This window comes from Acidithiobacillus sp. 'AMD consortium' (assembly GCF_008926505.1).
Classification (GTDB): Bacteria; Pseudomonadota; Gammaproteobacteria; order Acidithiobacillales; family Acidithiobacillaceae; genus Acidithiobacillus; species Acidithiobacillus ferridurans.
Genome location: NZ_CP044411.1, coordinates 804,471 through 824,587, shown reverse-complemented (window position 1 = coordinate 824,587; position 20,117 = coordinate 804,471). Strand labels below are relative to the sequence as shown.

General features: G+C 59.0%; 23 protein-coding genes. 2 read left to right on the top strand and 21 right to left on the bottom strand.

Annotated features, from left to right (window positions below; translation table 11 throughout):
- Positions 1 to 14: 14 nt before the first annotated feature.
- The 18 genes from hypB to F6A13_RS04310 form a co-directional block, all read right to left on the bottom strand.
- Positions 15 to 932 carry a hydrogenase nickel incorporation protein HypB gene (hypB, locus tag F6A13_RS04395; protein WP_126605086.1) on the bottom strand — a complete coding sequence of 306 codons (918 nt, stop codon included), beginning with the start codon at positions 930 to 932 and terminating at the stop codon, positions 15 to 17.
- A complete protein-coding gene (locus F6A13_RS04390) occupies positions 932 to 1,261 on the bottom strand; it encodes a hydrogenase maturation nickel metallochaperone HypA (protein WP_126605085.1) in 330 nt (109 codons plus the stop codon). Before F6A13_RS04390 ends, hypB begins: the two co-directional genes overlap by 1 nt.
- Before the next feature lie 13 nt (positions 1,262 to 1,274).
- Entirely contained in the window at positions 1,275 to 2,333 is a 1,059-nt protein-coding gene (hypE, locus tag F6A13_RS04385; RefSeq protein WP_126605084.1) for a hydrogenase expression/formation protein HypE, read from the bottom strand.
- Complete coding sequence (gene hypD / locus F6A13_RS04380; protein ID WP_113527056.1) at positions 2,333 to 3,478, bottom strand: hydrogenase formation protein HypD; 1,146 nt, start codon at positions 3,476 to 3,478, stop codon at positions 2,333 to 2,335. Before hypD ends, hypE begins: the two co-directional genes overlap by 1 nt.
- Positions 3,462 to 4,160: an SIS domain-containing protein gene (locus F6A13_RS04375; protein ID WP_126605083.1), complete on the bottom strand. Its 699-nt coding sequence runs from the start codon at positions 4,158 to 4,160 to the stop codon at positions 3,462 to 3,464. The genes hypD and F6A13_RS04375 overlap by 17 nt, the downstream gene beginning before the upstream one ends.
- A gap of 15 nt (positions 4,161 to 4,175) precedes the next feature.
- Positions 4,176 to 4,469, bottom strand: a complete 294-nt coding sequence (locus F6A13_RS04370; RefSeq protein WP_126605082.1) for a HypC/HybG/HupF family hydrogenase formation chaperone — start codon at positions 4,467 to 4,469, stop codon at positions 4,176 to 4,178.
- Positions 4,460 to 6,871: a carbamoyltransferase HypF gene (hypF, locus tag F6A13_RS04365; protein WP_126605081.1), complete on the bottom strand. Its 2,412-nt coding sequence runs from the start codon at positions 6,869 to 6,871 to the stop codon at positions 4,460 to 4,462. Before hypF ends, F6A13_RS04370 begins: the two co-directional genes overlap by 10 nt.
- Complete coding sequence (locus F6A13_RS04360; RefSeq protein ID WP_151528110.1) at positions 6,868 to 8,064, bottom strand: hypothetical protein; 1,197 nt, start codon at positions 8,062 to 8,064, stop codon at positions 6,868 to 6,870. Before F6A13_RS04360 ends, hypF begins: the two co-directional genes overlap by 4 nt.
- The gene (locus tag F6A13_RS04355) at positions 8,057 to 8,947 is read right to left on the bottom strand and encodes a NifU family protein (RefSeq protein ID WP_225981953.1); all 891 of its coding nucleotides are present in this window, start codon (positions 8,945 to 8,947) and stop codon (positions 8,057 to 8,059) included. The genes F6A13_RS04360 and F6A13_RS04355 overlap by 8 nt, the downstream gene beginning before the upstream one ends.
- A gap of 16 nt (positions 8,948 to 8,963) precedes the next feature.
- Entirely contained in the window at positions 8,964 to 9,188 is a 225-nt protein-coding gene (locus F6A13_RS04350) for a hypothetical protein (protein WP_081577129.1), read from the bottom strand.
- A gap of 31 nt (positions 9,189 to 9,219) precedes the next feature.
- On the bottom strand, positions 9,220 to 9,447 hold the full coding sequence (locus F6A13_RS04345; RefSeq protein ID WP_126605077.1) for a hypothetical protein: 228 nt from the start codon (positions 9,445 to 9,447) through the stop codon (positions 9,220 to 9,222).
- Positions 9,448 to 9,471: 24 nt separating this feature from the next.
- Positions 9,472 to 10,452: a hypothetical protein gene (locus tag F6A13_RS04340; RefSeq protein ID WP_126605075.1), complete on the bottom strand. Its 981-nt coding sequence runs from the start codon at positions 10,450 to 10,452 to the stop codon at positions 9,472 to 9,474.
- Between the two features lie 105 nt (positions 10,453 to 10,557).
- On the bottom strand, positions 10,558 to 10,881 hold the full coding sequence (locus F6A13_RS04335) for a hypothetical protein (protein ID WP_126605074.1): 324 nt from the start codon (positions 10,879 to 10,881) through the stop codon (positions 10,558 to 10,560).
- A complete protein-coding gene (locus tag F6A13_RS04330; RefSeq protein WP_126605072.1) occupies positions 10,878 to 11,351 on the bottom strand; it encodes a hydrogenase maturation protease in 474 nt (157 codons plus the stop codon). The genes F6A13_RS04335 and F6A13_RS04330 overlap by 4 nt, the downstream gene beginning before the upstream one ends.
- Positions 11,352 to 11,353: 2 nt before the next feature.
- Positions 11,354 to 11,686, bottom strand: coding sequence for a hypothetical protein (locus tag F6A13_RS04325; protein WP_126605071.1), 333 nt, complete (start codon positions 11,684 to 11,686; stop codon positions 11,354 to 11,356).
- 18 nt (positions 11,687 to 11,704) lie between these two features.
- Positions 11,705 to 12,016: a hypothetical protein gene (locus F6A13_RS04320; protein ID WP_225981952.1), complete on the bottom strand. Its 312-nt coding sequence runs from the start codon at positions 12,014 to 12,016 to the stop codon at positions 11,705 to 11,707.
- 100 nt (positions 12,017 to 12,116) lie between these two features.
- The gene (locus F6A13_RS04315; protein ID WP_126605067.1) at positions 12,117 to 13,715 is read right to left on the bottom strand and encodes a nickel-dependent hydrogenase large subunit; all 1,599 of its coding nucleotides are present in this window, start codon (positions 13,713 to 13,715) and stop codon (positions 12,117 to 12,119) included.
- A 50-nt stretch (positions 13,716 to 13,765) separates the two neighbouring features.
- On the bottom strand, positions 13,766 to 14,728 hold the full coding sequence (locus F6A13_RS04310) for a hydrogenase (protein WP_126605065.1): 963 nt from the start codon (positions 14,726 to 14,728) through the stop codon (positions 13,766 to 13,768).
- A 180-nt stretch (positions 14,729 to 14,908) separates the two neighbouring features.
- On the opposite strand from F6A13_RS04310, the gene F6A13_RS04305 reads away from it, so the two are divergent.
- Both F6A13_RS04305 and F6A13_RS04300 read left to right on the top strand, forming a co-directional pair.
- A complete protein-coding gene (locus F6A13_RS04305) occupies positions 14,909 to 16,357 on the top strand; it encodes a sigma-54 dependent transcriptional regulator (RefSeq protein WP_126605063.1) in 1,449 nt (482 codons plus the stop codon).
- Between the two features lie 55 nt (positions 16,358 to 16,412).
- Complete coding sequence (locus F6A13_RS04300; protein WP_113527070.1) at positions 16,413 to 17,375, top strand: CysB family HTH-type transcriptional regulator; 963 nt, start codon at positions 16,413 to 16,415, stop codon at positions 17,373 to 17,375.
- Positions 17,376 to 17,405: 30 nt separating this feature from the next.
- On the opposite strand, the gene fghA is transcribed toward F6A13_RS04300, so the two are convergent.
- The 3 genes from fghA to gfa all read right to left on the bottom strand — a co-directional run bounded on the left by fghA (position 17,406) and on the right by gfa (position 20,050).
- Positions 17,406 to 18,260 (bottom strand): S-formylglutathione hydrolase, encoded by an 855-nt coding sequence (gene fghA / locus F6A13_RS04295; protein WP_126605061.1) that lies wholly within the window; start codon positions 18,258 to 18,260, stop codon positions 17,406 to 17,408.
- Positions 18,260 to 19,369 carry an S-(hydroxymethyl)glutathione dehydrogenase/class III alcohol dehydrogenase gene (locus tag F6A13_RS04290; RefSeq protein ID WP_113527072.1) on the bottom strand — a complete coding sequence of 370 codons (1,110 nt, stop codon included), beginning with the start codon at positions 19,367 to 19,369 and terminating at the stop codon, positions 18,260 to 18,262. The genes fghA and F6A13_RS04290 overlap by 1 nt, the downstream gene beginning before the upstream one ends.
- 96 nt (positions 19,370 to 19,465) lie before the next feature.
- Positions 19,466 to 20,050 carry an S-(hydroxymethyl)glutathione synthase gene (gene gfa / locus F6A13_RS04285; protein ID WP_126605060.1) on the bottom strand — a complete coding sequence of 195 codons (585 nt, stop codon included), beginning with the start codon at positions 20,048 to 20,050 and terminating at the stop codon, positions 19,466 to 19,468.
- Positions 20,051 to 20,117 lie beyond the last annotated feature (67 nt).

The window sequence follows — 20,117 nt, the reverse complement described above, 5'->3', positions numbered from 1 at the left end:
GGGCACGAGGAAGCTCAGGAACCGGCCAACACTTTTCCGGCCTCCGACAACGCCTTGTTTCGATGCTCGCGCAACCAGGCAAACCACGGCTCCAGACCCGCTCCCGTGGCGGCGGAGATCTGCAGCACCTCGGCATGATGCGCGACTTCGTGCAAGTAACCGAGGCAACGTTCCAGGTCGAAGGAGAGGTAGGGCAGCAGATCGATCTTGTTGATCAGAATCAGGTCCGCGCCGTGAAACATGTGGGGGTACTTTGCCGGCTTGTCTTCGCCCTCGGTGACCGCCAGGATGACCACCCGCGCCGCTTCACCGAGATCAAAGAGGGCCGGGCATACCAGGTTTCCCACGTTCTCGATGAAGACGACGGAACCGGCGGCCGGGTCGATCTCCTGCAGTCCCTGCGCCACCATATCCGCCTCCAGATGACAGCCCTGGCCGGTATTGATCTGCACCACGTTGCAACCCGCCTGGCGTATGCGTTCCGCATCGTGGGTGGTTTCCTGATCGCCCTCCACTACCGCCAGGGGGAACTCGCCCGCCAGTTCTGCCAGGGTTTTTTCCAGCAGGGTCGTCTTCCCGGCTCCCGGTGAACTCATAAGATTCAGGGAAAACACGCCCCGTCCCGCCAGCCAGCCGCGATTGCGTTCCGCGAGGCGATCATTTTTGTCCAGAATCCGCGCCTCCAAAGACACCAGGTGGGCATTCCCGTCCGCCGGTACATGGGGGTGGGGATGGAGATGGGAGCTCGCACCACCGTGGGCATGCGAATGCAGGCCATGGTTATGCACCGCTGCATCGCCATGCCGGTGCTCATGGGCATGTCCGGGCACATCGCCCGATGATTCCAGGGTATCCGGAGCATCACCCCGCGCAATACCCAGGTGCGTTATCCGCGTTTGTGCCCCATCGGAACATCCACAGGTTTTACACATCACTGCACCTCCATATCCTTGATGTTGAGTTCCTTACCGGCCACACAGATCAGGTCGCCCGCACCACACGGACAATGCCCGAATACCTGCCGGAGAGGGATACGTTTGCCACAGGACCGGCATTCGCCCTCACCGGGAATCTCCAGCACTTCCAGTTCCGCGCCCTCCAGCGGCGTGCCCTGACTGCACACGTCGAAGCAAAAGCGAATGGAGTCCGGCACCACCCCCGATAACAACCCCACTTCCAGCCGCACCCGGGTCACCTTGCGACCACGGGCCTGCTCGCTGCAGATGGAGACAATGTTGCGGGTGATCCCGAGTTCGTGCATCGCCGTTCCCCGTCTAACAGATTCGCGGCAACTGTTCGCCCACCAGCATGTCGACGATGCGTTCTCCGCCGAAATGGCTGCTCAGCACGACCCTTCCGGGAGGCCCCGCGAGCACCTCGCCGATCACCCCGGCGTAGGTGCCTTCCGGGCAGGAACGTAGCGCATCCAGCGCAGCCCCAGCCTCTTCCTTTGGCACCACTGCAAGGAGTTTGCCTTCGTTGGCCAGATAGAGGGGATCCAGGCCGAGCACTTCGCAGATGCCTCTGACCACGGGGCGGACGGGAATGCTATCCTCCACGATGCGCATACCCACGCCAGCCCCCCCGGCAAATTCGTTGAGCACCGTGGCCAGCCCGCCGCGGGTCACGTCGCGGATGCATCGGGTGCCCGGCGCCGCCGCCAGCAGGGCGGCGATAATCCCGTGCAGAGGCTGGCAATCGCTCTCCACATCGGCGTCCAGGGCCAGATCGCCGCGCGCCTTCAAAATGGCGGCGCCATGATCCCCCAGGTAGCCATTCAACAGCAGTTGGTCACCCGGTCGGATCCGGGCGATCTCCAGATGGACGCCCTTCGGGATGATTCCGATGCCGGCGGTGTTGATGAACAGCTTGTCCGCGCTGCCCCGGGGCACCACTTTGGTATCCCCCGTGACGATCCTGACCCGCGCCGCCTGTGCCGCCCGCGCCATGCTGCACATCATCTTCTCCAGAATGGTGAAGGGCAGGCCCTCTTCGAGGATCAGGGAGCAACTCAGCACGATGGGCCGTGCGCCGCCCACCGCCAGATCGTTTACGGTACCGTTGATGGCCAGCGTGCCGATGTCGCCGCCCGGAAAGCTGAGGGGGTCGACGACGTAGGAATCCGTAGTAAAGGCGATCCGGTCACCGTTCCCAAGGATTTCCGGTACATCGATGCGGGCCTGATCCTCCAGCGGCGTGGCACTGGAGGCGCCCAGGGCGGGCAGAATCAATCCTTCGATCAGATCCCGCATGGCCTTGCCACCACTGCCATGGGAAAGATTGACCACATCACCATGGGGTCTTTTGACACGCGGTTGCGGATTTGCAGCCATCAGGACACCTCCTCTGCCGTAGCGGGAACCTCTCCCGGCATCTTTCCATAATTGAAGTAGGCGGCACATGCCCCTTCCGAAGAAACCATCAAGGAGCCCAGCGGCGTTTCCGGGGTGCATGCCATACCAAAGACCTTGCATTCCCAAGGCTTTATGACCCCTTTGAGCACCTCTCCGCACTGACACGCCTTGGGGTCGGCAATGGACAGATTGGGTATGGTAAAGCGGCGCTCGGCGTCGAAGGCTGCAAAGCGATTGCGGATCCCGACCCCGGAGTGGTCGATGGAGCCGAGCCCCCGCCACTCGAAGTACTCGCGAATCTCGAACACTTGCTGGATGGCTTCCAGCGCTTGAATATTGCCCTCTTCGGGAACCACCCGCGCGTACTGGTTTTCCACCGCACAGCGACGCTCGACCAGTTGTTTCAGCAGCATCCACAGGGACTGCAGGATATCCAGAGGCTCGAACCCCGCGATCACCACGGGTTTGTGGTAATGCCCGGCGATAAAGTGATAGGGATGGGTACCGATCACCATGCTGACATGGCCGGGGCCCAGGAAACCGTCCAGCTCCATATCGGAGGAGTCGAGAATGGCCTTGATGGTGGGCAGCGTCGTGATGTGATTGCAGAATACGGAAAAATTGGCCACCCGCTGGCGTTCTGCGGCGAGAATGGTCAGCGCCGTCGCCGGCATGGTCGTTTCAAAACCAAGACCGAAAAACACCACTTCCCGGTCCGGGTTATCTCTGGCGATGGCCAGCGCATCCAGCGGCGAATAGACCATCCGCACATCAGCGCCCGTGGCCTTGGCCTGCAGCAGGCTCTTGCGCGAGCCGGGAACCCGCATGGCGTCACCGAACGTGGTGAATATCACCTCCGGACACTCGGCAATGGTCACGCAATCATCCACCCGGCCCATGGGCAGCACGCAGACCGGGCAACCCGGCCCATGCACCAATTCCACCGAGGGCGGCAGCATCTGCTCGATACCGTATTTGAAAATGGTATGGGTGTGGCCACCGCAAAACTCCATGAGTTGTAACGGCCGGTTCGCGGTGGCCGGGATCAGCGCCGCCAGCCTTTGAATATCCTTGACCAGATAGCGGGCCTTTTCGGGATCCCGGAACTCATCCACGTAACGCATCTTCGGTTACCTCCGCCCGCAAGTCTCCGCGCCGGTCTGCCAGGATGGTATGCACCAGGTCCCAGAGTATGTGAAAGGTCGTGACGTGGCATTCCTGGATACGGTGAATGCTGTCCGTCGCCACCACCAAGAGGTGGTCCACCAGGCCGCTTGCCTGCATCTCACCCCCCTCCATGCCGGCAAGGCCGAAGGTCACCATGCCGGTTTCCCGGGCCTTGCGGTAGGCGGCCATGAGATTGGCGGAGTTGCCACTGGTCGAAAAGCCGAACAGCGCATCCCCCGGTCTTGCCAAGGCCGTCAGTTGCCGTAAAAACACATGCTGATAACCCACGTCATTACCGACGGCGGTCAGCATGGCCCGGTCACTCACCAGACTGTGCGCCGCCAGAGCCGGACGGCCCGTGGTAACGGGGTGCATGAACTCCACCGCCAAGTGGTCCGCATCACAGGAGGAGCCGCCGTTACCCATGGTATAGAGCATACCGCCGCTCTGATAAACCGCCGCCAGGGCCGCCGCCATGGAAACCAGCGCCTCCGCGTGCGCCGCAAAAAACTGCGCCTTGACATTCCGGCTTTCGGCAGATTTCTGCCGCACGGACTCCAGCAGCGCCGTCTTTTCCCGCTGCGGATTTTTGGCCTGACCGTGCAGAAAAGGATAAAGATCCTGCAGAGGATCCATCATTGCACCTCCTGGCGATTACGCCATGGGACCTGTTGGCGCGGACTCGCGCATACGATCCATTTCCAGTTGAGCTTCGCCCAGTTGCGTCAGCACATCCAGCGTCAGGGCTGCCTCCTCCGCGCTGATGCGGCTCATGGCAAAACCCACATGCACCAGCACCCAGTCACCGACACAGGACTCCGCGGGGTGCTCCACATCGGCAATGCAGGCGATATTGACCTCCCGCCGTACCCCGTTGATTGCCACCTCCGCCCGTCGTTCACGCGCATTGATGATTCTCGTGATCTGACCCGGAATACCTAGACACATGGCTCATGCCCTCCTGCAATAGGATGTTGACCAGCGACGATTTGCGCGGCCGCCACCACCGCCTGCCCAAAAGCCAGGCCGCCGTCATTGGCGGGGATCAGATGCGGAACCAGAACCTCCAGCCCCTGGGATTCCAGAGCCTCCCGGGTTGCCCGCAGCAGGGTCAGATTCTGAAAAACACCCCCGGACAAGGCGACGGTGGAAGTCCAGGGTGTGGCGCCCAGTGCCCGGCTGAGCAATTGCGCCAGGCCGGCGGCGAAGCCTTTGTGGAAGCGCGCAGCAATCGCCGCCAGCGGAACCCCACCCTGGAGATCGCCCAGCAGCGGCGGCCACAGGGTCCGCGGATCCATCTGAATGAAGTTCTTTTCGCTTTCGACGATGCCGAAAGGATAGCCCGGCTCTGAGGCATCCCCCATGATAGACGGATCGACACAGGCCTCCAGCAGCATGGCCGCCTGCCCTTCATAACTCACCCGGTCCGTGCACAGGCCACAGACCGCGCTGACGGCGTCAAACAGCCGCCCGGCGGAACTGCAGAGCGGCGTGCCGACGTTCCTGTCCAGCATGTGCAACAACTGCGCCACCGGCTTTTCGGACAGGTACTGCATGATGGCCAGATCGGCGAATCGTTGCCCCGCCACGGACCAGCCGAAGGCGTCCGCAAGCTGCACGAAGGCGTTGCGCCACGGTTCACGCATCGCGCGACTACCCCCCGGCAGGGCGGAAGGCCGCAACCCGCCCAGGTGACGGATTTCGCGGTAACTCACCTGCAAACACTCACAACCCCACAAAGCGCCCCCCTCGCCCAGACCCATACCGTCCAGAGCCAGGGCGATGACCGGCGGATGCTCCAGCGGCAGGCCGTGTTCTACCAGGACCGCGGCAATATGGGCGTGATGGTGTTGCACGGAAATCAGGGGGAGATCGCCCTCCTCCGCCATCTCCACCCCCCACTTGTGCGACAGATATTCGGGGTGACGGTCCACCACGACGGCCTTGGGCACATGCTGGAAGAGCCGGGCGTAGAGGGCGAGATTCCGGACAGTGTCGTCCCAGACCGCTGCCTGTTCGAGATCGCCCATGTGCTGGGAAAGGATGGCTTGTCCGTCCTTGATCAGGCAGAAAGTGTTCTTGAGCTCCCCACCCAGCGCCAGCAGGTCCGGCGCTGCCCTGAAACCCTCGGGCAGCGGCAACGACTCCGGCGCATAGCCACGCCCCCGGCGCAGGATCATGGTGTCGTCTCCCGCCATCTGCACCACAGAATCATCGACGCGGTTGATGATCGCCCGGTCATGGGTCAGCATCCAGTCGGTCACCCCCCGCAGCGCCCGGACGGCAGTCGCGTCGTCAATAACCTGCGGAGCATCCGAGAGATTGCCGCTCGTCAGGACGATCGGGCGGTCCATCCGGCGCATCAGGAGATGGTGCAGGGGGGTATAAGGCAGCATAAATCCGAGCCGCCGCATCCCCGGCGCAATGCCAGGCGCCAGGGAGTCGTTGTCCAGACGGTTCAGCAGCACGATGGGCGCCTGATGAGACCGCAGCAACTTCTCCTCTGCGCGGCTCACGTGCGCATAGCGGCGCACGACCTCCAGATCCCTGGCCATCAACGCCAGGGGTTTATGGGGACGGTGTTTGCGCAGGCGCAAGGTGGACACCGCACGGTCATTCGTGGCATCGCAGGCGAGATGAAAACCGCCAAGCCCTTTGATGAGCACGATTTCCCCGCGCTTGAGGAGGTTGGTCGCCGCGTCCACCGCGTCCAGTTGGGTATACCGGTCGGCACTGACCGCGTGGCCATCGAGCCGGACGAGCCGGGCCTTCGGGCCGCAGGCATGGCAGGCCACCGGTTGCGCGTGGAAGCGCCGGTCTTCCGGATTTTCGTATTCCGCACGGCAATCCCTGCAGAGCGGAAAGACGCCCATGGAGGTATGGGCACGGTCATAGGGGATGTCTTCGAGGATCGAAAAACGCGGACCACAGTGCGTGCAATTGGTGAAAGGGTAACGATAACGCCGATGGAAGGGGTCGAATATCTCCCCCAGGCAGGCGGGACAGGTAGCGGCATCCGGCACCGCTCCCGTATGTACGTGCCCAGAGCGGCTGGTGCTGATCCCGAAAGGCCCCTCAGGAGGATCTTCGCGCAAATATCCGCGGACCACCTCGTCAATGCGCGCGAGGGGTGGGTGTTCGTCGCGCAGGCGGGTCAGAAATCGATCCCGCTCGGTTGCCGGCCCCCAGATCCGGATCAGCACCCCTTCCCCATCGTTGCACACATCGCCCGACAACCCGCAGTCGCGGGCAATGCGCCAAACCGCAGGACGGAACCCAACGCCCTGAACCAGTCCGCGCACTCGGACTTCCTCACCCAGGGTTGCGACCCGGTCCGCGGGGGAATTCATGACCGCCTGTCCCAAAGCAGTACGCGGTTGTTACCCGAATCGGCGATGATCACACTCCTTCCCGCAGCAGAAATCCCATAAGGCCAGCATAGCGTATTGCGCCCCACCACACCCCAGCGGTTGTCCCCCTTGTGCTGGAAATCATCCTGACCGGCGAGGGTACGTGCCGGAGCGCCCGTCACCAGATCGTCCGCCTGCCAGCCCAGCAGTCGGCTGTTGGCCGTATCCGCCACGATCAGCCAGTTTCCCGTGGCGGTCACGCCATAGGGCATATTGAAACAGGCCGCATTGGGGAAGTAATTACCGCGATTGTGGGCGTTCTGAGCAAAGTCAGGCTGACCGAGGACCATATCGGCCACCTGGCCATTGCGCTGTGGTGCCCCACGCCAGAGCAGCACCCGGTTGTTCCCCGCATCCCCCATGGCCAGCCAATCCCCGAAATGGGTTACCGCATGGGGCCAGCGCATGCTCATGGCGTCCGCTTCGTGACCTCCGTTCTCGTCCCGGCAATGAAAATCCGCCTGGCCCAGGACACCGTCCGCGGGTTGTCCTTTTTCCGTGGGAATGCCCTCCCACCAGAGGACGCGGCGGTTACCAGAATCCGCGACATAAAGCCTAGCACCATCCCAAAAGACCCCATAGGGCCAGTATAAGCTAGACGCGGATGGTTGGGGCGCACCGCGATTGATTTCCGCCGACACAAAATCGCTTTGGCCGAGAACCAGATCCGCCGGAGCATGGCTTTCATGAGGCACTTCATTCCAGATCAGCACCCGATGGTTCCAGACGTCCGCCACCGCCATCCCGTTGCCAACCGGACAGATCCCGGTGGGAACATTCAGCGATGCCGCGCCGACGGGACCGTGGGCGTTGCGCCCCCCGTCCCGTTCAAAGTCTGGCTGACCAATGAGCCAAGTGGCAGGTTGGCCATCGGCTGCGGGTAGCGTGGGCCACCCCAGCAAGCGATGATGGCCGGTATCAGCCACCCAAAGAGATCCGTCAGCCATGAGGCTGGCACCGCGCGGGCCGAAAAGCGTCCGCGCGGAAGGAACGACAGGAACGACGACCCCCCTGGGCTGTACCTGCTCCCCCAGGATGACCCTCGCCCCCGCCCCCACCAGCAACTGCTCCGAAGAGATGGCGGTTGGCCGGTTCCGGATAGCGGCACTCAGGGGTAGGGTATATTCAGTCATGATTCCTCCTCACCTGGATCTCACCATCGACCATCCGCACCGCCCAGGGCTCCAACTGGATTTCGGGTATCGTCAGACATTCTCCGCTCTCCAACGCAAACTGGAATCCGTGATGCGGACAAGTCAGAACACCGACTGGATCTATCTCTCCCTCATCAAGAGGCATACCCAGATGGGCGCAGGCATTGCGGTAACAGTGCACATCTCCTTCGGGATCGCGCCAGAACAGCAGGGCGTCGGAAAGGACCTCCCGAGCGAGCAGGCTATTTCGCGGCAGGTCCTCCAGCCGCAGGGCCGGCAGCCAGGGATGACGCCCGCCAATGGCGAAGGGGCTGATACGCTGTTCAGTTCCTTCGCCGATCGGCGCGGTGGCGGCATGTTGACGACCTACCGTTTCAATATGACATATTTCCGGGCAGGCCTCGCGGATTGCTTTCTCCACCCCTTCCGACAGGGTCAGTGAGGAAGATGGGCAACCGTGACAAGACCCCAGCAAGCGCAAAACTACAGTATCGGGCGGACGCAGTTCGACCAGTTCGACATTGCCGCCATGGCCTTCCAGACCTGGCCGCACACTATCCAGCGCCGCTTCGATGCGTTCCTGCAGGGAGGGCCGAACCAGACTCAGGGTCCGCAGCACCGCATAGACATACGGATCTGCTGCAGCTTCCCGCAAGCCGGTGGCCCCCTGTGGGGCATTCTGCACGGTACGAATAAGACGCCGCAAACATTCCCTGTAAATCGCCTCCCAGCCATTGCGCAGTGCCAGCACCGTTCTTTGCTGTGTTTCATCCCATCCCTGTATGATTTTTTCGAGGCTGCCCAATCGGGCGATATCTTCCGTCAGGGTATCTGCTTCCCTGCTTTCAATGTCCTCAGGCACGGGTGACGTCGCCATGTCATGCGTACTTCAAATTCAAAAAAAGGATGGGTTGCAGGGCGCCACACAGGAGGCCAGCAACCAGACAATCCACCAGATACGGAATGCCGGCTAAATGTCCGGCAACGACGACCACAGCAGCCAAGATGATGTTGGCCGCCAGCAGCATCAGAACCAGCCGGGTATCTTTGAACAGCTTTCCGCGCAGGAACAATCCTGCCGAGTTCCATATCATGTCCCACATAATGTCCTCCTCCTTTGGGTCTCCCCCGACTTCAGATCAGTACAAGGATAATCGTACCCAAGACCACGCCGGGAATGACGGGCATCACCGCATACATGCCCCCCATCATTGCCGCCAATTTGTAATCGCCCAGCTTTTTGCCGCCGATCAGCATCCCCGACACAGCCCCCGCCAACACTCCGACCAATCCACCCAGCAAAATCCATAGAATGACGATCGCCTGTACCTGTTGACCGTCGAACGCGTTCAGTGCCGACATAGGTGCTCTCCGATATTTTCCCAGTTAATGTACAGATCCATGTTCGCGTACCAGTGCCAGGGTTTCGTCCAGAGCCACACGGACTAACCTTGACTTATCCATTTCCCCCATTTCCATGAAGATCTTTTCTGCGGTCTCATATAACCTGACCGCCTCACCCAGATTACGAATCTTGCCGAGCTCCGGGTGCTCTGGGTCGTCGGGCAGGTTCCTCAGCGCATTGGCCATATTGCTGATGGTGTTTGCATATTCCTCCGGTCGCTCTTTGGGGGTCCGTACCCGCAAGGCCTCCCGATAGGCTTCCAGGGCACGCAGATTATTTTCGACCGGATGCGCACTGCTGCTGTACTGCAGCGCATTACCGAGGTTGTTTTGCAGCATGGCGTATTCCGTCGGATGAGCGTCAAGGGTGACAGCACGCAACGCAGACTCATAGGATTGGACGGCCAGTGCCTCACGCATTTTGGAAGCCTCATCACCCATAGTCATGGACAGATAGGCGGTAGCCAGATTGTTATGGATGATCGCATATTCGCGCGGGAATTTATCCGCAGTAAAAACGCGTAAGGCGCTGTGATACTTCGTTACGGCATCTGGAAACGGGACCTTCCCCGCCACAGCGAGTCCTTGTAGGGCCAGTCCCTCGTTCATCTCGGTTTCGGCAACCTCCTCGGCGTTCCCCAAGGTCTGCAGTACTGGTAACGCACTGCGCAGACAAGCGACAGCTTCTTCAAGCACCCGGGTATCGCCGGGCGTTGCCAGCAAGGCAGTTGCCTGTCCGGCCAATAGCCGTGCCCGTAGCAAGGCGTCCCCATCCGGGCAAACCTGTAAACCTTCTTTGTATAGATCGTTGACCTGCTCGAGATCCTCCGGTCGGCGCGGGTGCCGCTGCAGACCCAGCGCGATTTCCATGAGCATTTCCGCACGTTCTCCAGCCGGAATGTTGTCATCCCGAGCGGTTCTCAAGGCGACCTGATATTCCGTTTCTGCCAAAGTACTGGACATGAAAGACCTCCGAATGGAACGCACACTGTAATGTTTATTTACAACCGTAGTATAGCGTAGAAAGCAGAGCTGTCAAGCACAATTACATATATGATAAGTTACTTATCAAGACAACTCTGGACACAGCTGCATCGTCTGCCACGCTCCCTGTTCCGGCATCCACAGAAAGGAGAGAACCCCCTCGTAGTTCTCCTGCAGTTCATGCTCCCGCAGGAAGAGGCGAAGATCGACCACCCGATCGCCGGCAAGATTGCGACGTTTCAACAAAAAGCCACCGACACTACCAGGATGTAAGGGGATCAAATGCAAACATGCCGATCGCCAGAGCACGGCAACCGCCCGGAGATCAGCCATGGCATCGCGATAAACGGGCGCGGGAATAAAAAGGTACCCATCCTTCAACAGAAGATTGACAACATTCTCAGTCATGAGACTGTTTCCAGCTCGACCAGCGCTGCTTTCACCTGGGCTAACACTGCGGGGATCGCTCTCTCCACGGGTGGTGTGAGCCCGTCGCCAAAACCGAAATCAGTACCCTCTACCAAAAAGACGGTTACTCGCTCGGGAAATCGCTCCCCAAACATGCGCTTTCCGGCATAAAGCGCATGTTCCCAGCGAAAGTCGTGCAATGTGAGGGTCGGGGTATGAGGCAATTCCAGCTCGCTGCCAGGCAACCTGAACACCGCTCCCGGATCGCTGCCCGTCCGGCACGCATCCACAATGATAAGTTGCCGACAATCGCGGGCCTTAAAAATCACGTCCATGCCGGAAGTGCCCGCATCATGGAGGGCGATATCTGCGGGCAGGGGATCCAGCGCGCCCCGCAGTCGCTGAATAACCGTGATACCCACTCCGTCATCGCGTCGGTACAAGTTACCGCATCCCAGCACCACACGCATGACTAAATTCTCCACAACCGACAGGACCATTCGGGCCTGACCGGTAACATTAATTCAGGAAGCGCACAGAACTGCCGGTGCGATAGAAAATACATGCACGTTTCGCACGCTTCCTCAATCCCCTCAGATGCATAAGGATGCAGCGTGAACCCGGCTATCGCGATACGTTCTGCGATATCTTCCGCCGGTATCTTTTGCAAACGCGTCAGCACCGACTGTTGCATTTCCAGGTCGTACGCACGCGGTTCCGCTTCGGTAGGCAGGCCAGCGAGCAGCAATTTTTCCAGCCGCGCACGTATCGGCGCGTCCTCCGGGAATTCTTCCATGGTCTGCATGTCCAGATACCTCCTTGCCTAGATACGCCACAGGCGGCACCACCAGTCCGGCTCTACCGGAACGTCCAGTTCCGGCAGGTCGCACCAGCGGCGGTGGTTGAGATAATACATGCACTCCTGACAGCGCTGCTGATCTTCCCCCATGGGGTAATCCGTAAAACCGCCGATCACCAGTTTCTTCTCCAGATCCGACCCCGCCTCTTCGCGGATACGCTGCAGTAGTTGCGCGAAAGCATTGCTGTCTTCGGGAAATGGGGTGATCTCTGTCTTCAGTCCTGCTTTAAGCATGCTGGCAATTTGCGCCCTTAATGCGTCCTCTTCATGTGCCATGTGATTCATAATGCCCCTGCCTTTCTGGATTCAAGTGGCTGAATTTTTGGGGCCGGACCCTGCACTCCGGTATCCGACCCCATTTTTTAGATTATACGACTCAGGCAGTGCGGAAACGGGCGAGCTCCTTTCCGGACTTGGCATCATGGGCATGCACCGTACAAACCAGGCAGGAATCGAACGAACGGGCCACATGCCCGACCTCCACCGGGTCCGCTGGATTCGCGATAGGCGTTCCAATCAAAGCCTCTTCGATGGGACCACGACCACCCTGCGCATCGTGGGGACCCACATTCCAGGTGGTAGGTGCAATGATCTGGTAATTACTGATCTTGCCACCCTTTACTTCAATCCAGTGTGCCAGTGCGCCACGTATGGCCTCCGTGGCACCCCATCCTTGCCCATCCCGTTCGCGGGGCTTGATATAGAATGGCTCGTTCAGGCGGAACTCACGCAGACAATGTTCGGCCTGGCGATATAGCTTCACCGCCTCATGCATCCGCGCAAAATGCCGCAACCACAGACTGGGGCCCATTTTCTTGTAGACATCCAGAATGAAGGGGTCAGAATGCTGCCAGGATTCGCCATGATTGCCGCCGGCGATCAATTGCCGGGATAGGGGACCGGCTTCCATGCGCCCTAACTGCTCATGGGCAACTTCGGTACACCAGGTATAGGCCCCATTGAAGTCCCGATCGTTGGACTGCATCGGCCTCGTGTTCCGGTTGAAGGGATGGACAGGACTGTTTCCTTCGTCATACCAGCCGTGGGTCGTCGATTCTCGGGTGAAGGACTGATCCATGGGATGAAACTTGTCGGCCCTCGCATCGTAAACCCCGCCCTTCATGAAGACTGACTGTTGCCGTGTGTCAATGGTCGGATGCTGGTAACGGTCCTCATGGGGAAGATAGCCCCACGAAACGTACTTGCCCAACCCCTCACCAAACTTCATCAGCCCAATATCCTCGCCGATCCGATAATACATTCCCAGGTCGGAATTAGCGTGTTCCGGGCGCTCGTCCAGCCACGCCATGAAATCATCATAGGACTTGATCTGCTCATAACGCTCCATTGAACACCCCAACCATACCGGTTCCAGCCAGTTGGTACGGTAATACTCCAGTATGGACCAGGAACGGGTAACATCGGCCAAGGTGGGTGCGCACATAACGCCGCCGGGAACCATGTAGCTGGAATGCGGCCACTGCCCACCGAAGAGCGCATAGATTTCCACAGGCTTGCCGGAAATCGTCACGCCGATTTCGTAATTGGTACCCGTAAACGGAGCGTACCGCCTGACCGCCTCATCGTAGAACTTACCATGCCGGTAGTTCTCATTCACCATATCGATCATGAACAATCCATAATGATGACGCGGCAAGCTTTGCAGACTTTCCGCAAGCTGACCGATATTTCTGGCCAGGATGGCGTTGCGCGGGACTTCCGTCTGCCATGCCGTATCCAGCGCCCAGGCGGCACAGGTCAGGTGCGAAGCGCCGCAAATACCACAGGCACGCGGCGTCACCACCAGCCCCGCCTGCGGGTCCTTGTCTCTTAAGATGACCTCGAAGCCACGGAACAATTCAGCTTGCGTGTAGGCCTCGACCACAACGCCGTCCCGAATGTCCACGCGTACATCCAGATCCCCCTCCACCCGGCCAACCGGGCTGATATCCAGTGTCTGTACGGCTGTTGCCATGTCAATATCTCCTCGAATATGCAATAAACAGAAATGGGTCGCTCAGCGCCTCAGACCACAAAGATGTCTTTTTCGGCCCAGGCCGGCGAAGCACTCTTGGCGGCTGACGTCAGTTTGATATAAGCGGACTTGTCCACACCCTCTGGCAGGTCTTTCGGCACCCCCATCACAGTCTGGGTTTTGAATACACTGCCTGGTGCCAGATCGAAGAAAGGGAACTCCGGCTCGGTACAACCCAAACAGGGCATCCCCGCACGAGTTTTCGAGGACTGCCGGTTCCACAGAATGCGGTTACAGGGTGAATGCGTCATCGGGCCACGGCAGCCCAGGTCATAAAAGAGACAGCCTTTTCTCTGCCCAAATTCCGTGGCGGAAACCTTGTAAGCAAAGTGCATGTTGCGGGTACATCCCGTCTGGGTGAAGCTCTTGAAAAACGTCTTTGGACGCTGCAGATCATCCAGTTCCAGTTCTCCGGCGCGTCCTGTCGCCACTGCCACCAGTACCTGGGTGATCCAATCCGGATGGGCAGGACAACCGGGGATATTGATGACAGGAAGCCCAGCTTTGCTTTTGAAGCCCGCTCCCAGGAAACCGCCATGTTGCTTTTTGAGGAACTGAAGTCCCTGAGAATCACTGGGGTTCGGGGCGGTCGCCGGGATACCCCCCCATGTCGCACAATCTCCCAACGCCACCACGTACTGGGCAGCACCTGTTAACTCCTTCACCCAGTCTTTCATCGGACGACCGGCAAAGCGATTCCAGGTCCCCGTACCATTGGGGGCGTTAACCACGGTACCCTCGAAAACGAATATATCCAGGGGAATTGCCCCAGACACACAATCCCGAAGCAACTTCTGAACATTGTCCCCCAGTTCCACTCCGAGAGAGGGCTGCCAGAGCACCTTGATGCCAAAATCCGTCACCAGATCGCAAGCACTCGGCTCCTCCGCATTAAGAAAAGACATAGTATTTCCAGAACAGGCTCCTCCTTGGAGCCAAAGCACGTTCGCCATCGTCGTAACCTCCTCTGAAATGGTCATATGGGTACCACATGAGTCATTAAGCAGAATGGATGCCAACAAATAATATTGTTATTAAACAAGTTGATATATAAAAACCGCCGGAACGGCTTGCGTCATTGCAAAGAAAGTTAATATACTATGTGCATACTTCCTTTTCATGCAGAGGTACCGATGGAAGCAAGCCCGCGTGCGGTTCCAGTCATTTTGTTGGTCCTGACGGACGAGCAGGAAGCCCGCAACCTGAGCTGGGCACTGTCCACGCACTATGAATGCATCATCGTCTCCAGCGGCGCCGCGGCGCTGGACCTCGCTGGCGCACATCCTGTGGATGCCATCATCTGCGACGCAAAACTGGAGGATATGTCGGGCACCCAGTGTCTCTTCGACTTCCGCACCCGGCAACCGACGGCGATAAGATTTCTGTGTGGCCCGGGTACGGATTCCAGCGAGTTTGCCGACGCCCTGCATGTGGCCGCTGTTTACGAATACCTGCGCAAGCCCCTGTTCCCGGAACTGGTGTCCCTGAGCTTGAAGCGGGCTCTGGAATACCGTGAAATTTCCCGCGAACATCGCCAACTCACCCATGATTTATCCAGACAGATAAAATCCAAGGCGGCAGCCGCCGACGCGAATCCAAATCAATCACCGCACCAGTTCGACGAATTATTCTTCTGTAGTCAGGCCATGAACAAAATATGCAATCTGGCGAAACATGCCGCAACCACGGATTTACCCATACTGATCTATGGTGAGACGGGCACCGGGAAAGAATTACTGGCGCGCGGCATCCATTACCACAGTCATCGCCGTGAACAGATATTTCTCGCGCAAAACTGCGGCGGCGTGCCTGCAGAATTGCTCCAGTCGGAATTGTTTGGACATCGCCGCGGCGCCTATACCGGGGCGCTGAGTGATCGTCTCGGCCTGTTCTCCGCGGCGGATGGCGGCACGGTCTTGCTGGACGAAATAGAAGATATGTCCGCTCCCTTACAGGCCAATTTGCTCCGCTTTCTGCAATCCGGCGAAGTAAAACCGCTCGGCAGCGATAAAACGCATTATTCCGATGTACGGATCATCGCCGTCACCAACGTACCGCTCGACCAACTGGTGGAGCAGGGCAACTTTCGGCAGGATTTGTATTATCGTTTGAAGGGCCTCGAAATCAGCATTCCGCCACTGCGTGAACGACCGGAGGACATTCGGTTGCTTGCGGAACATTTTGCCAGACAATTCTCCATGAGTCTGGGTAAATCCTATGCCGGTATCGATCACGAGGCATTGAACATATTGCGCCAGTATCCATTCCCGGGAAACGTGCGAGAGCTGGAAAATGAAATTCGCCGGACCGTAGCGCTCGCCCCATCCGGGCAACCGATCACCGCGGATCGCCTTTCCGATACGATCATCAACTACCGGAGGAAAGAGCCGGAACAATTCATATCGGCAACGGAAGGCGGCACATTAAAGGAACATACAGAAAGTCTGGAACGTAGCATGGTCATCTCCGCGCTGAAACGTTTCCACGGCAATCAAAGTCGTGCCGCCGAGGCGCTCGGCCTTTCCCGGGTAGGCCTGGCCAACAAAATCAAGCGCTACGCCATTGATATAGAGATCGCCTGATGCAACTGCCGACCTATCGCAGTGCAGGCCAACCGGCTTGGGTGAGCAGCAGACCATGAACCTGCAACAGCTTCGTTTCATCTGCGCGGTGGTACGCCAGAACTTCAATGCATCGGCCGCCGCCGACAGCCTGTATACCTCACAACCGGGGGTAAGCAAACAGATCCAGCTCCTGGAAGAGGAGATCCATGTGGCGCTTTTCGTGCGCAAAGGGAAGCGCATCATCGGCATGACCCCGGCGGGTGAGCAGATATTCACTTTTGCACAACGGGTAGTCGGCGACATCGAGAATATCCGAAAAGTAGGTCAGGAGTTTTCTCAGGGCGATCGTGGGGAATTGGTGATCGCCACCACCCATACCCAAGCCCGATACAGCTTGCCCAAGGCGATAAAGACCTTTATGGAACGCTACCCAGGGGTTCAGTTGCGCCTGCGCCAGGGCAACCCTACCCAGGTCGCGGAGATGCTTGCGGCGGGGGAGGCAGACGTGGCGATCGCAACGGAGTCGTTGAATTCCTACGCGGGCCTTGTCGCCCTGCCCTGCTATCAGTGGAATCGCGTCGTGATCACCCCCACCGGCCATCCGCTGCTGCAAAGCCAGCCACTGACGCTGGAAGCAGTTGCCGCCTATCCCATAGTAACCTACGACCAGGCCTTTGCCGGGCGCTCCCTGATCGACAGGACTTTCGCCAATCACAGCCTGTCCCCCAACATCGTACTCTCCGCCATAGACTCCGATGTCATCAAGGCGTATGTGGAACTGGGGTTAGGGATAGGCATCGTCGCCCAAATGGCGTATGACCCCATACGGGACAAAAAACTGGAGGTGATCGATGCGAGTCACCTGTTCGATCCCAGCACCACCTACCTGGCCTTGAGGCAGGGAACCTATTTACGCGGGTATCTATACACCTTCATAGCGTTATACGCGCCACACCTCGATCGCAACACGGTGGATCAGGCTCTGGATTCCACAATGGCTTCCAGGGCGTTATTGCCGTTACCCTCCGGTTCGTGATTCAACCCCGAACTCCGCAAGACAGAAATCTCAGGCGACACGGCCCAGTTGCAGGGCGTGGTGCCGGAGGTGATCCTCCACAAAGGTCTGGATGAACCAGTAGGAATGATCATAGCCCGGATGCCGTCGCAGACGGAGTCGTTGCCCGGAGGCCTCCGCGGCGGCCTCCAGGGCCTCCGGTATCAATTGCGCCGCAAGAAAAGGATCCGCTTCCCCCTGGTCCACCAGTATCTCGCCAGGATAGGGACGCTGGCGCATCAGCATGCTGGCATCCCATTCCCGCCATTGCTCACGATCAGGTCCCAGATAATTCCCAAAGGCTTTTTCTCCCCAGGGCACCGTGCTGGGGTGACAGACGGGCGAGAATGCCGATACCGAGTGCCAGTGTTGCGGATTGCGCAAAGCGAGCACCAGCGCCCCGTGACCGCCCATGGAGTGCCCGAAAATGCCCCGGCGTTCCGGAGAGGCCGGGAAATGTTCTTCGATGAAGGTTGGCAGCTCATGATCGACATAACTGCCCATCCGGTAATTCCGCGTCCAGGGCAGCATTCTTGCGTTGAGATAAAACCCTGCCCCCACGCCGAAGTCCCAGGTATCAGAATCGCCGGGGATGTTCAGTCCGCGGGGACTGGTATCGCAGGCGACCAGCATCAACCCCAGATCAGCGGCCAAGCGCGGCGCGCCAGCCTTTATCATGAACGTTTCTTCGGTGCAGGTTAACCCCGCCAGGTAATACAGGGCCGGGACCAGGACACCGCCCAACGCCTGGGGCGGCTGGTACACCGCGAAATTCATGGATACCCCCGTGGCACTGGACGCATGGGTATAATAACCCATGCGTCCACCAAAGCAGCGATGCTCTTCCCGTATTTCTAGCGGAGCCATCAATACACCACCACGCTGCGAATGGATTGCCCCGTTTCCAGAAGATGGAACCCTTCGTTGATATCTTCCAGTTTGAGACGATGGGTGATCAGGTCGTCGATATTGATCTTCTTCTCCATGTACCAGTCGACAATTTTCGGAACGTCGGTACGCCCCCGGGCGCCGCCGAACGCACTGCCGATCCACCGCCTCCCGGTAACCAACTGGAAGGGGCGCGTCGATATCTCCTGGCCAGCGCCGGCAACACCGATGATACAGGAAACACCCCAGCCTTTATGACAGCACTCCAGCGCCTGGCGCATGACTTTTACGTTGCCGATGCATTCGAAGCTGTAATCCGCACCGCCATGGGTCAGTTCGACCAGATGCGATACGAGGTCGCCTTCCACCTCCTTCGGATTGACGAAATGCGTCATGCCGAACTTCCGAGCTATGGCCTCCCGGGCCGGATTGATATCCACCCCGATGATCATGTTGGCGCCCACCAGTTTGGCGCCCTGAATCACATTCAGGCCGATGCCGCCCAGCCCAAAAACCACTACATTGGCACCCGGTTCCACCTTCGCCGTAAACACCACGGCACCAATGCCCGTGGTTACCCCGCAGCCGATATAGCAGCTGGTGTCAAAGGGGGCATCCTCCCGGATTTTGGCCAGGGCGATTTCCGGCATCACGGTATAATTGGCGAAGGTCGAACAACCCATGTAATGGAACAACGGCCTGCCTTTGAATGAAAAGCGCGTGGTCCCGTCGGGCATCAGGCCCTTCCCCTGGGTCGTCCGAATCTTCTGACAGAGATTGGTCTTCCGCGAGAGACAATACTCGCATTCGCGACATTCCGGGGTATACAAGGGAATGACGTGGTCGCCCTTTTTGACGCTCTTCACGCCCGGGCCAACGTCGACGACGATCCCGGCGCCTTCATGACCGAGGATACACGGGAACAGACCCTCGGGATCTGCACCGGAAAGGGTGAAATGGTCGGTGTGACAGATGCCGGTGGCCTTGAGCTCCACCAGTACCTCACCCTCCTTGGGACCGTCCAGTTGCACGGTTTCGATGACCAGTGGTTTACCCACCTCAAAGGCGACTGCTGCGCGAACATCCATGACTGTAGACTCCTGGTAAGAATTTTTGCTGAAACCCCGCCTTCGGTGCCACCGCATTTTCGGTCGGGCGCACCATGGGGCGGATCCGCGATATCATCAGGCTTCCTTGAGCACACCTTTTTGCTTGGCGGCGTGGGTAGCCAACGCATCCATCAGCGGTGGCGACAGGCAGTCATAGGGCGCCAGTCCCAGTTCCGTCAGCCGCGCGCGGATTCCCGCCATTTCCGACGGTGCCGCCATACCGCCTTCAATGACCGACGAGACGAAAGCCGCGAATTCGGGGGCCGCCCAGCCCTTCTCCGGCGACAGTTCGGAGTGAACGAAGTCCAGACCATAAAACGCGTGGTCTTTATTTTCAATGCGGCCAAACAGGTGAACGCCGCAGGCCTTGCACGCGTGGCGCTGAATCACCGCACTCGGATCGACCACATGGAGTTTATCGCCGTTCTCCAGCACCGTGACCGAATCCCTGGGCACGACCCCAACCACCGAAAACTTGGCGCCTTTGGGCTTCCAGCATTTGGTGCAGCCACATGCATGATTGTGGGCCAGTTGCGACTTCACCTCCACCAGCACCGGGTTATGGGTGCAATGGCAACGTAAGGTACCGCCATGAAAATGGGACGATCCCGCCGTGACCCCATGATCAACAGACGGATGAATGGTAACCGAGCTTGGCATATCCAATACCTCCTAAGCAGAATTCAACGGTTATATGCTTGAGCACCAACCGACGCCCAAGGACCAT

What these genes read in the sequence shown, in the direction of transcription:
- F6A13_RS04300 (WP_113527070.1), top strand. Translation starts at nt 16,413, where the DNA reads ATGAACCTGCAACAGCTTCGTTTCATCTGCGCGGTGGTACGCCAGAAC.
- F6A13_RS04310 (WP_126605065.1), bottom strand. Translation starts at nt 14,728, where the DNA reads ATGGCGAACGTGCTTTGGCTCCAAGGAGGAGCCTGTTCTGGAAATACT.
- F6A13_RS04340 (WP_126605075.1), bottom strand. Translation starts at nt 10,452, where the DNA reads ATGTCCAGTACTTTGGCAGAAACGGAATATCAGGTCGCCTTGAGAACC.
- F6A13_RS04350 (WP_081577129.1), bottom strand. Translation starts at nt 9,188, where the DNA reads ATGTGGGACATGATATGGAACTCGGCAGGATTGTTCCTGCGCGGAAAG.
- fghA (WP_126605061.1), bottom strand. Translation starts at nt 18,260, where the DNA reads ATGGCTCCGCTAGAAATACGGGAAGAGCATCGCTGCTTTGGTGGACGC.
- F6A13_RS04360 (WP_151528110.1), bottom strand. Translation starts at nt 8,064, where the DNA reads ATGACTGAATATACCCTACCCCTGAGTGCCGCTATCCGGAACCGGCCA.
- F6A13_RS04335 (WP_126605074.1), bottom strand. Translation starts at nt 10,881, where the DNA reads ATGACTGAGAATGTTGTCAATCTTCTGTTGAAGGATGGGTACCTTTTT.
- hypD (WP_113527056.1), bottom strand. Translation starts at nt 3,478, where the DNA reads ATGCGTTACGTGGATGAGTTCCGGGATCCCGAAAAGGCCCGCTATCTG.
- hypB (WP_126605086.1), bottom strand. Translation starts at nt 932, where the DNA reads ATGTGTAAAACCTGTGGATGTTCCGATGGGGCACAAACGCGGATAACG.
- F6A13_RS04325 (WP_126605071.1), bottom strand. Translation starts at nt 11,686, where the DNA reads ATGCAGACCATGGAAGAATTCCCGGAGGACGCGCCGATACGTGCGCGG.
- F6A13_RS04370 (WP_126605082.1), bottom strand. Translation starts at nt 4,469, where the DNA reads ATGTGTCTAGGTATTCCGGGTCAGATCACGAGAATCATCAATGCGCGT.
- hypF (WP_126605081.1), bottom strand. Translation starts at nt 6,871, where the DNA reads ATGAATTCCCCCGCGGACCGGGTCGCAACCCTGGGTGAGGAAGTCCGA.
- F6A13_RS04290 (WP_113527072.1), bottom strand. Translation starts at nt 19,369, where the DNA reads ATGGATGTTCGCGCAGCAGTCGCCTTTGAGGTGGGTAAACCACTGGTC.
- F6A13_RS04375 (WP_126605083.1), bottom strand. Translation starts at nt 4,160, where the DNA reads ATGATGGATCCTCTGCAGGATCTTTATCCTTTTCTGCACGGTCAGGCC.
- F6A13_RS04330 (WP_126605072.1), bottom strand. Translation starts at nt 11,351, where the DNA reads ATGCGTGTGGTGCTGGGATGCGGTAACTTGTACCGACGCGATGACGGA.
- F6A13_RS04390 (WP_126605085.1), bottom strand. Translation starts at nt 1,261, where the DNA reads ATGCACGAACTCGGGATCACCCGCAACATTGTCTCCATCTGCAGCGAG.
- F6A13_RS04315 (WP_126605067.1), bottom strand. Translation starts at nt 13,715, where the DNA reads ATGGCAACAGCCGTACAGACACTGGATATCAGCCCGGTTGGCCGGGTG.
- gfa (WP_126605060.1), bottom strand. Translation starts at nt 20,050, where the DNA reads ATGCCAAGCTCGGTTACCATTCATCCGTCTGTTGATCATGGGGTCACG.
- F6A13_RS04305 (WP_126605063.1), top strand. Translation starts at nt 14,909, where the DNA reads ATGGAAGCAAGCCCGCGTGCGGTTCCAGTCATTTTGTTGGTCCTGACG.
- hypE (WP_126605084.1), bottom strand. Translation starts at nt 2,333, where the DNA reads ATGGCTGCAAATCCGCAACCGCGTGTCAAAAGACCCCATGGTGATGTG.
- F6A13_RS04320 (WP_225981952.1), bottom strand. Translation starts at nt 12,016, where the DNA reads ATGGCACATGAAGAGGACGCATTAAGGGCGCAAATTGCCAGCATGCTT.
- F6A13_RS04345 (WP_126605077.1), bottom strand. Translation starts at nt 9,447, where the DNA reads ATGTCGGCACTGAACGCGTTCGACGGTCAACAGGTACAGGCGATCGTC.